Annotated in this window: 9 protein-coding genes; 7 read left to right on the top strand and 2 right to left on the bottom strand. The window is 70.2% G+C overall.

Going from position 1 to position 12,330, the window contains the following annotated elements; all coding sequences use genetic code 11:
• The first annotated feature begins 87 nt into the window (after window positions 1–87).
• The 3 genes from xylB to ACFY2Z_RS07920 all read left to right on the top strand — a co-directional run bounded on the left by xylB (window position 88) and on the right by ACFY2Z_RS07920 (window position 3,804).
• A complete protein-coding gene (gene xylB / locus ACFY2Z_RS07930) occupies window positions 88–1,533 on the top strand; it encodes a xylulokinase (protein ID WP_390743305.1) in 1,446 nt (481 codons plus the stop codon).
• 17 nt (window positions 1,534–1,550) lie between these two features.
• Complete coding sequence (locus ACFY2Z_RS07925; protein WP_390743304.1) at window positions 1,551–2,759, top strand: ROK family protein; 1,209 nt, start codon at window positions 1,551–1,553, stop codon at window positions 2,757–2,759.
• Window positions 2,760–3,234: 475 nt separating this feature from the next.
• Window positions 3,235–3,804 (top strand): N-acetylmuramoyl-L-alanine amidase, encoded by a 570-nt coding sequence (locus tag ACFY2Z_RS07920; protein WP_390743303.1) that lies wholly within the window; start codon window positions 3,235–3,237, stop codon window positions 3,802–3,804.
• Window positions 3,805–3,879: 75 nt separating this feature from the next.
• On the opposite strand, the gene ACFY2Z_RS07915 is transcribed toward ACFY2Z_RS07920, so the two are convergent.
• A complete protein-coding gene (locus tag ACFY2Z_RS07915) occupies window positions 3,880–5,046 on the bottom strand; it encodes an RNA-guided endonuclease InsQ/TnpB family protein (protein WP_390743302.1) in 1,167 nt (388 codons plus the stop codon).
• Window positions 5,047–5,446: 400 nt separating this feature from the next.
• Here ACFY2Z_RS07915 and ACFY2Z_RS07910 point away from each other — a divergent pair, with 400 nt between their 5' ends.
• The 3 genes from ACFY2Z_RS07910 to ACFY2Z_RS07900 all read left to right on the top strand — a co-directional run bounded on the left by ACFY2Z_RS07910 (window position 5,447) and on the right by ACFY2Z_RS07900 (window position 9,600).
• Window positions 5,447–6,727, top strand: coding sequence for a GAF domain-containing protein (locus ACFY2Z_RS07910; protein ID WP_390743301.1), 1,281 nt, complete (start codon window positions 5,447–5,449; stop codon window positions 6,725–6,727).
• A 153-nt stretch (window positions 6,728–6,880) separates the two neighbouring features.
• The gene (locus ACFY2Z_RS07905; protein WP_390743300.1) at window positions 6,881–8,404 is read left to right on the top strand and encodes an aldehyde dehydrogenase family protein; all 1,524 of its coding nucleotides are present in this window, start codon (window positions 6,881–6,883) and stop codon (window positions 8,402–8,404) included.
• Window positions 8,405–9,009: 605 nt separating this feature from the next.
• Window positions 9,010–9,600, top strand: coding sequence for an AAA family ATPase (locus ACFY2Z_RS07900; RefSeq protein ID WP_390743299.1), 591 nt, complete (start codon window positions 9,010–9,012; stop codon window positions 9,598–9,600).
• A 21-nt stretch (window positions 9,601–9,621) separates the two neighbouring features.
• On the opposite strand, the gene ACFY2Z_RS07895 is transcribed toward ACFY2Z_RS07900, so the two are convergent.
• Complete coding sequence (locus tag ACFY2Z_RS07895; protein WP_390743298.1) at window positions 9,622–10,914, bottom strand: phosphatase PAP2 family protein; 1,293 nt, start codon at window positions 10,912–10,914, stop codon at window positions 9,622–9,624.
• Between the two features lie 366 nt (window positions 10,915–11,280).
• On the opposite strand from ACFY2Z_RS07895, the gene ACFY2Z_RS07890 reads away from it, so the two are divergent.
• A complete protein-coding gene (locus ACFY2Z_RS07890; RefSeq protein ID WP_390743297.1) occupies window positions 11,281–12,327 on the top strand; it encodes an amidohydrolase family protein in 1,047 nt (348 codons plus the stop codon).
• Window positions 12,328–12,330: the final 3 nt, after the last annotated feature.

Raw genomic sequence — 12,330 nt, 5'->3', positions numbered from 1 at the left:
TGACAAGGGGCGGCCCCGGGCTGCGCCGGTCCCGGCAGGCCCCGCCAACAGGCCAGATCCCGCGAGCCGCGGAAGAGGGAGAGCCCGATGTCAGCAGCCGAGGGTCCGCTCGTCGTCGGGGTGGACTCATCCACCCAGTCCACCAAGGTCCTGGTCGTCGACGCGTCGACCGGACAGGTGGTGGCCGCCGGCCAGGCACCTCACACCGTCTCGTCGGGAGCGGGCCGCGAGAGCGATCCCCGCCAGTGGTGGGACGCCCTGTGCGAGGCCCTGCACCAGTGCGGTGAGGCGGCCCACGAGGCCGCCGCAGTGTCCATCGGCGGCCAGCAGCACGGTCTGGTCACGCTGGACGCGCACGGCGACCCGGTGCGTCCGGCCCTGCTGTGGAACGACGTGCGCTCCGCGCCGCAGGCCCGCCGGCTGGTCGAGGAGCTGGGCGGCCCCAAGGTCTGGGCGGGGCGCACGGGAAGCGTGCCCGGCCCTTCCTTCACGGTCACGAAGTGGGCCTGGCTGGCCGAGCACGAACCCGAGGCGGTCCGCGCGACGAAGGCCGTGCGGCTGCCCCACGACTATCTGACCGAACGCCTCACCGGGGAGGGCACGACCGACCGTGGTGACGCCTCCGGCACCGGCTGGTGGGCCTCCGCGACCGAGTCGTACGACGAGGAGATCCTCGCCCTCGCGGGCCTGGATCCGGCCCTGCTGCCGCGCGTGGTCCGGCCCGGCGAGGTGGCGGGCACCGTGCGCGACGCCCATGACCTGCCTTTCTCCAAGGGCACCCTGGCCGCTCCGGGCACCGGTGACAACGCCGCGGCCGCGCTCGGCCTCGGGCTGCGGTCCGGGACCGCGGTACTGAGCCTCGGCACCTCCGGCACGGTGTACGCCGTCTCGAAGCGGCGGCCCGCGGATCCGACCGGCACCGTCGCGGGCTTCGCGGATGCGCACGGCGACTGGCTGCCGCTGGCCTGCACCCTGAACTGCACCCTCGCCGTCGACCGGATCGCCACTCTGCTGGGTCTCGACCGTGAGGCGGTCGAGCCGGGTGCGGAGGTGACGCTGCTCCCCTACCTCGACGGTGAGCGCACCCCGGACCTCCCGCACGCGTCGGGTCTGCTCCACGGCCTGCGCCACGACACCACCGCGGGGCAACTGCTGCAGGCCGCGTACGACGGCGCGGTGCACTCACTGCTCGGCGCCCTCGACCTGGTGCTCGACGAGGACGCGGACCGCACCGCCCCGCTGCTGCTCATCGGCGGCGGCGCGCGAGGAACGGCGTGGCAGCAGACCGTACGACGACTGTCCGGGCGCCCCGTGCAGGTGCCCGAGGCCCGGGAACTCGTCGCCCTGGGCGCCGCCGCCCAGGCCGCCGGACTGCTGACCGGTGAGGACCCGGCCTCCGTCGCCCGGCGCTGGGACACCGCCCGTGGCCCGGTGCTGGAGGCCGAGGAACGGGACGAGGCGGCCCTGGCCAGGATCGCCGGGGTACTCTCCGACGCGGCCCCGCTGCTGGAGCGGGAGCCGGACCGGCACTGACGGGATCCGAGGGAGGCATGACCGCACCGCTGCACGAAGCCCATCCGAGCGGCCCCGGCAGTCGGGTGCCCGACACCCAGCAGGGCATGCGGCGCCGCAATCTGGCGCGCGTCATGCACGCCGTCAGCGCCGAGGGGCCCCTCTCGCGCGCCGCGGTCGCCTCACGGATCGGTCTGACCCGGGCGGCGGTATCCACGCTGGTCGACGAACTGATCCGGTCGGGACTCCTCGAAGAGCTGGGGCCGGAGCGTCCCGGCCGGGTGGGGCGCCCGGGGTCCGCCCTGGCCGTCAGCGGGAGCGGTCCGGCGGGGATCGGTGCCGAGATCGGGGTGGACCACCTGGCGGTGTGTGCGGTGGATCTGCGCGGGGAGATACGGGCGCGGGCGGTGCGGCACGGAACGAACCGGGGCCGCCCCGCGCAGCCGGTGCTCGGCGAACTGGCCGAACTGGTACGGCAGGTCGTCGCCGAGGCCGACGAAGAGGGCCTGTGGCCTGCGGGCCTGGCGGTCGCGGTGCCGGGTCTGGTGGCGAGCGACGCCCGGACCGTGGTCCGCGCTCCCAACCTCGACTGGCACGCTGTCGACCTGGGCCCGCTGCTACCGTCCGAACTGCCGTTGACCGTGGACAACGAGGCCAACTTCGGTTCCCTCGCGGAACTCTGGCTGGGCGACGACACGCCACGGGACTTCCTGCATGTCTCGGCGGAGATCGGTATCGGTGGTGCGGTCGTCGTGGACGGGCGGCTGCTGCGGGGCACCCGCGGTTTCGCGGGCGAACTGGGGCATGTGCCGGTACGCCCGGAGGGGCCAAGGTGCGCGTGCGGTGGGCGTGGCTGCCTGGAGCAGTACGCCGGCGAGGAAGCCGTGCTGCGTGCGGCCGGGCTGTCGCCGCGCGAGGACCGAGTGGAACTGCTGGCCGAACGCGCCGCGCAGGGTGACCAGGACGTACGCCATGCCCTGCGCGGCGCCGGGACCGCGCTCGGCATCGCGCTGACCGGCGCGGTGAACCTGCTGGACCCGGGGGCCGTTGTGCTCGGCGGGGCACTGGCCGGTCTCGCGCCCTGGCTGCTGCCGTCCCTGGAACGGGAACTGGCGCGCCGCACGGCCGGCCCCGCGTGTGCCGTGACCGTCTCGCGTCTGGGGTCCGAGGGGCCGCTGCTCGGCGCCGCGCATTCGGTGGTCCGGGCGGTGCTCGACGATCCGGCGGGAGTGGCCGGACAGAGGTGAGGGAACCGCCCGAGCCGCCGCCCGGAACCTCGGCCGGCTCGCCTTCCCTCCGACGGGTGGCGGAGATATCCACAGTTTCGCCCTTGTCCACTGAGGGCGCCGCACCTCCGCTGCGCGACCGTTCGGCACCGTAACGTGATGCACACACGCAGCCGACGAGCGGCGGCTGCACGCCAGTGGAATCGGGGGATTCACATGACGGGTGAGACGGTTCACGGCCATACCGGCCACGGCACGCGCGGAAGTCGCGCTGTGCGAGGCCGCTGCTCGGCGCAGCATCCGGGCGGCCGCGCGCACGACGCTGGGCGGGACGGGCGAGATCCGTTATCGGGTCGCGCGAAACGACAGCCGCGCCGAGGCGTTGAGTACACGAGGCACGAGATCGGTACATTTCGGAACTCCGGCTACGAAAGGCGCTCTCTTCGTGGAAAGAGTCGAGTCACAGCAAACGAACTCATTCACCAGCAGACGGCGGTTGCTGAAGGGCGCGGCCCTGGCCGCAGTGCCCTACGTCCTGCTCCCCTCGGCTCCGGCCCGCGCCCGGCCCCGATCCGTCGACCACCCCTTCGCCGACTGGTTCTCGGCGGCCTCCGCCAACTACACGTCCGCGGACCGGCCCGTGAGCCAGCTGCTGGATCGCATCGTCATCCATGTGACGCAGGCGACCTACACCAACACCCTGGACATCTTCAGGAACCCGAGGAAGAAGGTGTCCGCGCACTACGTCGTCCGCTCGGTGGACGGGCACATCGCGCAGTGCGTCCGCGAGCACGACATCGCCTGGCACGCGGGCAATTGGGAGTACAACACCCGCAGCGTCGGCATCGAGCACGAAGGGTGGGTGGAACAGCCGGGTTACTTCACGAACGCCCTGTACGAGGAGTCGGCCAAGCTCACAGCGGCCGTCTGCATGCGGTACGGCATTCCGAAGGATCGGGCCCACATCATCGGCCACTACGAGGTCCCCGGCACGGACCACACGGATCCCGGGCCGAACTGGGACTGGACGCGTTACATGAGACTCGTGAACCTCGCGTCAACTTGATCCGGCCCTGGAGGGCCGGGTTTGGAGGTGGTGCCCAACTGGCTGCTGGGTTGGCTCCTCCGTCCAGTCACCCCTTTATGGGGTGGCAGGGACGCGTGACTCACGCCCCGCAATCCACACGTCTTCGCCGCGGTGGGCGAGGACGCGGGAAGCATTCCGGTCGGCGTGCGCAACGACGCCGCACGACCGGCATACGAACTTGGCCTGGGAGACGCGGTTGAGCCGGTCCACGTGTCCGCACTCCGCGCACTCCTTCGAGGAGTAGGCAGGGTCAACAAACACGAGCGGGACTCCGGCCCGTCGCGCCTTGTAGACGATGAAGTCTCCGAGCTGGGCGAAGGCCCAGGAATGGAGCGCGACCCGTTGGGGCTTGCGGAGCCGTACCCGGGTGCGGATGCCCTTCAGCTCTTCGAGCGAGAGTCCGCGTCCGGTGCGTTCAGCCTCGGTCACGATCGTCTTGGCGATGATGTGGTTGGTGTTCTTGGCGTGGCGCTGTTCCTTGCGGGAACGCGCCTTCAGCCGTCTGCGGGCGGACTTGGTACCCTTGGCCTGAAGCTTCCTGCGCAAGGCGGCCTGCCGCTTGCGGTACCGGTTGAGCTTGCGCCCGGCGGCCTGGTAGCCGGTGGACGTGGTGGCGATGTTGACGATGCCGAGATCCACCCCAGTGAAGCCGTCCGGCTCGTACTGCTCGGCCTGCGGCACTTCACAGGTGGCGATCAGATAGAACGCCCCATTGCGCTGGATCAGGTCCGACTCGCCCTGCCGATACTCCCGAAGGGTCTTGAGCGCGCCGGCGGAGCAGGTGAAGCGGACGTTCTTGATGCGCTTGGCCGTAGTCCAGATCGACACGGTCTGCGCGTCGTACTGCCAGGAAAGGCAGCGGTCGTCGTAGGGCTGCGCCGCCTCGGGCCGGAAGGCGACCGGCTTCGTCTCGGCCTTGGTCCGCCGCTTGGAGCCCGGCTTTCCCAGGTTCCCGGCGCGGATGTTGGCCTTGAGCGTCGTGTAGGAGTCGCGAACCTTCTTGATCACGTGTTGGGCAGCCTGTGCCCCCAGACCACGGGCCTTGAGTTCAGCGTAGGTGTGCTTGCGCAACTCGTACTCACGCGGCACGCCGTGCGCGAAGGCGAATTCCGACACCCAGTTCGCAGCCTCGTTGACCGTGCGCAGGGTCGCCGACAGCGCGGCGGCCTGCTCGGCCTCCGGCGTCAGCTTCACTTGCACGACAATCTTGATACGGGCCATCGTACTAGTTGATCTGTCACCGCGATGGGAACCAAACCCCAATAATCACGGGCTTGACAGCCGTACGGTCATCCACACCTCTCATTCGCCTGGACGCCTGGCTCATCGGCATACCACTGGGGAAGACCCGCACATCGCACTTCTCCACCCTCGACCTGGCAGCCTGATCACCCAGTCTGGTTTGCAGATTTCCCAACGGAGTCGTTCACCCCCGGGGTTCCGCGCTAGATCAAGCTGAGCCGGAAGGCGGCGCCGTGGGCCGGCAGGGCACATGGACACGGGTTCGGGTGCGGTGCGGCTCCCCCGACCTCGTTCGGGCGGAAGCCTGTCGAGACGGTTGTCGGGGGCCCCGCCGGGAGTGACGATGTCCCCGACCCCATCACCGTCCCGGGAGGCCGCATTGACCGATCCGTGGGTGGCGCTGGAGCCGGGGACCGATCCCGTCGAGCGGGTGCGGGAGCTGCGTCGCGCACACGAGACGTTCACCGCGGCGGGCACGGTCGCGCGGAAGGTGCGTCCTGTGGTGGCCGATTCGTGGCGGCGTTCTGCTCGGGCGGGTGTGGGGCCGGACGGCACCGCGCCCGTGGAACTGGTGGGCGGCGACCTCGGCTCCTACCGGGCGGAACACCCGCTGGCACGTGTGATGCCGCTGATCCGCGAGCTGATGGGCCCGTTCGCATCGGACGGCGAACATCTGCTGGCGGTGTGCGACGCACAGGGCAGGCTGCTCTGGGTCGAGGGCGACCCGGCGACACGGCGGCGGGCGGACCGGATGAACTTCGTGCCGGGAGCGCGCTGGGCGGAGTCGGCGGTCGGGACGAACGCGCCGGGGACGGCCGTCGCGGTGGACCGGCCGGTGCAGGTGTTCGCGGCCGAGCACTTCATCCGCCGGGTCCAGCCCTGGACCTGCGCGGCGGCGCCGGTGCACGATCCGCGCACCGGCCGGGTGCTCGGCGCGCTGGACATCACCGGCGGGGACGGGCTCGCGCACCCGCACAGCCTGGGGTTCGTGCAGGCGGTGGCGCGGGCCGCCGAGTCCCAGCTGGCACTGCTCTCGCCGCCCGAGGCTCCGGCGGACACGGTGGAGCTGACCGCCCTGGGGCGCGACGAGGCGCGGCTGCGCACACGCGGCCGGCAGATCCGGCTCAGTCGCCGTCACAGCGAGATCGTGGTGCTGCTGGCCCGGCATCCGGAGGGACTGAGCGGCGACGAACTGTTGTGCGCGCTGTACGAGGACGAGTCGGTGACACCGGTGACGCTGCGCGCCGAGCTGGCACGGCTGCGCCGAATACTCGGGCCCGGCCTGCTGGCCTCTCGTCCGTATCGGCTGACGGCTCCGGTCGAGTCCGATGTCGCGGTCGTGGAACGCCGGTTGGCGGCGGGCGCGCTCGCGGAGGCCGCGGGCGCGTACCCGGGACCGTTGCTGCCGGGCTCGCTGGCACCGGCGGTGGCGCTGCTGCGGCGCAGGCTGGCCGACGGGCTGCGGACGGCGCTCATCGCCCGCCGCGACCCCGACCTGCTGGCCGGCTGGGCTCACGCACCGTGGGGGGAGGACGACCTCGACGTCTGGCGGGCGCTCGCGGCGGTTCGGCCGGCAGCGGCCGTACGGGCGCGCCTCGACGAGCTGGAGTCGGAGCTGGCGGCACCCGTGGGCTGGGCACGTCCGGCGGCACCTCGCTGAGGCGCCGGGCGGCCGAACGCCCGGCAGCGTGCCTCGCGCCCGCACACGCAACGGCCGCGACCGGGACGCAACGTACTCGCAACGTGCGCGTGCCTAGCCTCGCGCCGAGAGCTGCCCAACGGCGGGCAGCGCTTTCCCGGGAGGCAGACCCGTATGACCCGTTACGCAGCGCCCGGCACCGAGGGTGCGATCGTCTCCTACCAGGCGCGGTACGACCACTTCATCGGTGGTGAGTATGTGCCGCCGGCCCGCGGCCAGTACTTCGAGAATCCGACTCCGGTCAACGGGCAGCCGTTCACGGAGATCGCTCGGGGGACCGTGGAGGACGTGGAGCGCGCGCTGGACGCGGCGCACGCCGCCGCGCCCGCTTGGGGCCGTACGTCGGCGACCGAGCGCTCCGACATCCTCCGGAAGATCGCCGACCGGATGGAGGCCAATCTGGAGAAGCTCGCGGTCGCCGAGAGCTGGGAGAACGGGAAGCCGGTCCGGGAGACGCTGGCTGCGGACATCCCGCTCGCCATCGACCACTTCCGCTACTTCGCGGGGGCCGTCCGGGCCCAGGAGGGTTCGCTGGGCGAGCTCGACGACGACACGGTGGCGTACCACTTCCACGAGCCGCTCGGCGTGGTCGCGCAGATCATCCCCTGGAACTTCCCCATCCTCATGGCCACGTGGAAGCTCGCACCGGCCCTGGCGGCCGGCAACGCGGTGGTCCTCAAGCCGGCCGAGCAGACCCCGGCCTCCATCCACTACTGGCTGAGCCTGGTGGCCGACCTGCTGCCGCCGGGCGTGCTGAACATCGTGAACGGCTTCGGTGTGGAGGCGGGCAAGCCGCTGGCCTCCAGCCCGCGCGTCGCCAAGGTCGCGTTCACGGGCGAGACCACGACGGGGCGGCTCATCATGCAGTACGCCTCGGAGAACATCACCCCGGTGACCCTGGAGCTCGGTGGCAAGTCCCCGAACATCTTCTTCGAGGACGTATGGTCGGCGAACGACGACTTCCGCGACAAGGCGCTGGAAGGCTTCACGATGTTCGCGCTCAACCAGGGCGAGGTCTGTACGTGCCCGTCGCGGGCGCTGGTGCAGCGGGGCCACTACGCCGAGTTCATGGAGGCGGCCGTCGCCCGTACGGAGCTGATCAAGGCCGGGCACCCGCTGGACACCGAGACGATGATCGGCGCGCAGGCGTCGAACGACCAGCTTGAGAAGATCCTCTCGTACCTGGACATCGGCCGTCAGGAGGGCGCGAAGGTCCTCACGGGTGGCGAGCGCATCGAGCACGACGGCGAGTTGAAGGGCGGGTACTACGTCCAGCCGACGATCTTCGAGGGCGACAACCGGATGCGGATCTTCCAGGAGGAGATCTTCGGGCCTGTGGTGTCGGTGACGTCGTTCCACGACTTCGACGACGCCATCAAGATCGCCAACGACACGCTGTACGGGCTCGGGGCCGGCGTCTGGACGCGGGACGTCAACACCGCGTACCGCGCGGGCCGCGCCATCCAGGCGGGCCGTGTGTGGACCAACTGCTACCACGCGTACCCGGCACACGCCGCGTTCGGCGGGTACAAGGGCTCGGGCATCGGCCGCGAGACCCACAAGATGATGCTGGAGCACTACCAGCAGACGAAGAACCTTCTGGTGTCGTACTCGCCGAAGAAGCTGGGCTTCTTCTAGACACCGAACAAGGGCGCCTGACCAGGGAAGAGCCGGGCAGGCGCCCTTCTCGGGCTCGGTCTGGGCCGCGAACGGACTGTCAGACGGTGAATCGTCGGGATCGGCGGCCTTCCAATCCGCCGCCCAGGACTCCGGCGGCTCGATCGCGTCCGGGCCGCCGCTGCGGACCCGGGGCTCCTCAGCCGGCACCACGCATGGCCTGATCGACGATTCGAAGTAGTCGAAGCCTTCGGCGTAGACGTTCCGCTCGGTGCCGAACGCAAGCTCCGCTCCGCGTCCCTTGGCGAGGGCGGATCAGGCAGGCGATCACAGCCGGCGCCGGGCTCCCGTTCGTAGGACTCCGTGCGTTCATCCTGTGCCTTCGACCAGCACCAGGACCACGACCGGCTTGCTCACCGCTGGGACGAATCCTCCCAGCCCGCTGCGGCGCCGCCAAGATCACAGCATGCGACCACGCCGCCCCCTATGCTCGAAGTGACGGTCCCCGTCGTACGCATTTCACTCCCGGTCGCCGTCCCCGCGAGACCGGATTCACCGCCCTCCGCCTCGCCCTGACAGGACGACGCCACGAACGGGAGCCCCATGTTGACGTCCGGGCAGGCGCCATGAGCACGACGACCCTGATCGTCGTGAGCGGCGGCCCCGGGACGGGGAAGACCACGCTCGCGCACGAACTCGCGCGTGCCCTCGGCTGCCCCGCCGTCATCCGCGACGAGATCAAGCAGGGCATGGTCATGTCCCACCCCGGCTACCGCGGTGGCGGCGACGACCCGCTCAACCGTCCCACCCTCGGCGCCTTCTTCGCCACGCTGAAGGTGCTTCTGGAGGCCGGGGTCACGCTGGTCGCCGAAGCGGCCTTCCAGGACCGGCTGTGGCGGCCCGGCCTTGAGCCGCTCACCGGCCTCGCGCACCTCCGCGTCATCCGGTGCACCACCGCCGCCGACGTCGCTCACGACCGTATCGTCCGGCGCACCCGGGAAGACGCTCACCGTGCCGCTCACGGCGACCACGATCTGCTCGAGGCCATCGCCGCCGGAGAGCACTCGCTCCAGTCCTTCGTGCCGATCTCCCTGGACGTCCCCACCCTGACCGTGGACACCTCGAACGGATACCGGCCGAGCCTCCGGGACATCGCCGCCTTCGCTCGCGCGTCCACCCGCGACGGTCCGCCACCCGAACACGAGACGGAAAACTGACGCAGGCCAAGAGTCACATCATTACTGGACAGCTCGTAGTTCGGGTTGCGGCTCCGACGGCAGCGCCGGCACAGCCTTCGGCTCCCACAGTTTGATGGTCCGTATGTAGCCGTTGACCACGGAGGTCATCGCCAGGGTGAGAAGTGGTCCGAACACCCAGGGATGTCCGGCCAGCTCCACCGGCAGATAGCGATATGACACCAGGAGCGCGGTGAAGACCGTTGCGCCATAGGCGACAAGCTGGATTCCCGGGCGATCCCAGCCACGCTCGGTCGAGCGCAGCCCTGCCTCGATCGTGACCGCGAACACCACACCGGCAACGATGTCGGCGCCGTAGTGGTAGCCGAATCCCAGCGTTGCGCCGAGCGTGGCGATCAGCCAGAAGGCGCCTGCGAACCGCAGAAACCGTGGGCCCTTGCGGGAATGAATGAAAATCGCGGTGGCCCACGCCGTGTGCAGGCTGGGCATGCAGTTGCGTGGGGTGATCCCGTCGAACGGCATGTGGTGCGGGCTGCCGATGTGCGGCGGCGTGCGCGGCCATACGTCGGCCACCGCCCAGTGTCCGCCGTCGGCGCCGTAGGCGAAGACCGGTCCGACCACCGGGAAGATCATGTAGATGCCCGGCCCGAGGAGACCGATGACCAGAAAGGTGCGCACCAGGTGATGGCGCGGAAAGCGGCGTTCGACCGCCACGTTGCGCAGCTGGAACACCGCGACGGCGACCGCGGCCACCGCGAGCTGGCCGTAGACGAAGTCGAGAAGGTGGGCGCCGATCGGGCCGGTGGCCGCGACCATCCGGCCCACCACCCACGACGGGTTGCCCAGCGCGTGATCGGCGGTTGCCACATACTGGTCGAGCACCGCCGGGCGGGTCTTCGACGTGATGAGGAGCCAGATGTCGCCGGTCTTACGGCCCGCCACCAGCAGCAGGCCCAGCCCGACGCCCTTCAGCAGCAGGACACGTTCCTGGCCGGTGCGACGCGTGACGGCGATGACCGCACAGCCCAACATCACCCACAGCGCGCCGTTGCCGAACGGGTGGCCTTCGGTCACCTCGATGCCGGCCACCCATCGCACCAGCAGGATGACGACGTCGATGCCGACCGCGACACCTGCCGCGATGAACCGCTGCCGCCAGGTGAGCGCCACCATCATCAACGCCAGACTGCCGTACAGCAGAAAGCCGGATTTGGGCGGGAACACCACCTCTCGCACCTGGCTGGCGATCGGTCCCGGCAGGCCGTAGTTACGCGCTGCGATCTCCAGCGCGATCAGGAACCCGAGGGTCACCACACCTGCCGCGGTCCACAGCATGACCCGTGGTTGACGCCACGCGGCGAACGCAGTTCTGAAATTTATTCGCGAAAACACCCGCGATGCTCTAGGTATCAATTGTTTGGCCGATTTGTTAGTTGTCAGTTGATTAGGTCACTCTTCGTGCCGTATAGCCTGGTTTTCCGGTGAAGGACGGGTGATGAGGGCGCTCATCGTGATCCGATCATGCTATCGGAGCGATGCGGGTGGGTTTCGGCCGTCATGGGCAGGGCAAAGTCAGCCGGCCCAGCTCGCAGCCGATCCAGCGCTGGGCTGCCAACACGCCGAATGCGGGGATCAGTTCCGCTCTGGCGACGCACCAGTACGATCAGTGAATCGGCTCATCGGGATGCGGGGGGCTCGCGGGTGGGACTCCAGGTGCGCGGCATCGTGTTGCCGGAGCGGGAAGAGCGCTCCTTCTGGATCGACGGCGACCGGCTACGGACCGAACCGGTCCCCGGCGCGGATCTCGTCGTCGACGGCGGGTGGCTGCTGCCCGGCCTGGTGGACGTGCACACGCACCCGGGCACCGAGGACCTGGACGACCCGTTCAGCGATGAGACGCTCCGCCGGCATCTGACCGACCATCGCGACGCCGGCGTACTGCTGGTGCGGACGCCCGGGTCCGCCGCGCGCATACCGAGTTGGGTGAACGAGGATGCGGGGATGCCGCGGGTTCGCTCAGCCGGCCGTTGGCTGGCCACGCCCGGCCGTTTCTTCCCCGGTTTCGGGCGTGATGTGAGCGAAGCGGACCTGGTGCAGGCGGCCGTCGAGGAGGCGAAGGCGTCCTCCGGCTGGTGCAAGGTCATCGCGGACTGGAAGCACGACGAACCGCCATTGCCTCAGGACGTTCTCACCGCCGTCGTGCAAGCGGTGCACGCGGCCGGCGGTCGCGTGGCCGCTCACTGCCAGACCGCCGAGGGCAGTCGCCATGCCGTCGAGGCAGGCGTCGACAGCCTGGAGCACGGCATGCACCTCGCTCCTGAGCTGATCGACCGGATGGCTTCCCAGGGCACCGTCTTCGTACCGACGCTCAGCGTCTTCGGTGCCGGAGCCGAACGAAGGCGCGCCGAGGAGCCGAGCGCCCGTCGCGACTGGTGGTTGAGCGGTTGGGAGGGCATGCTGCCGAATGTAAGGGCCGCCTACGAGGCCGGAGTCACGGTGCTCGCGGGCACCGACAGCTTCCCGTGCGGCAGGGTCACGTCGGAGGTCGAATGGCTTGTTCGCGCCGGCCTGCCGGTCGAGACTGCGCTGGGGGCGGCGTCATGGGCGGCCAGAGCCTGGCTGGGGCTGCCTGGACTGGTCGACGGAGGCCCCGCCGACCTCGTCGCCTATGACACCGACCCGACTCTCGACGGCTCGGTGCCGGCCCACCCCAGTCGCATCATCCTGCGCGGCCGAGTGATCAGCTGATTC

Source organism: Streptomyces sp. NPDC001222, from assembly GCF_042896945.1.
Lineage (GTDB): Bacteria > Actinomycetota > Actinomycetes > Streptomycetales > Streptomycetaceae > Streptomyces > Streptomyces gibsoniae.
This window is presented reverse-complemented; position numbering and strand designations above follow the sequence as displayed.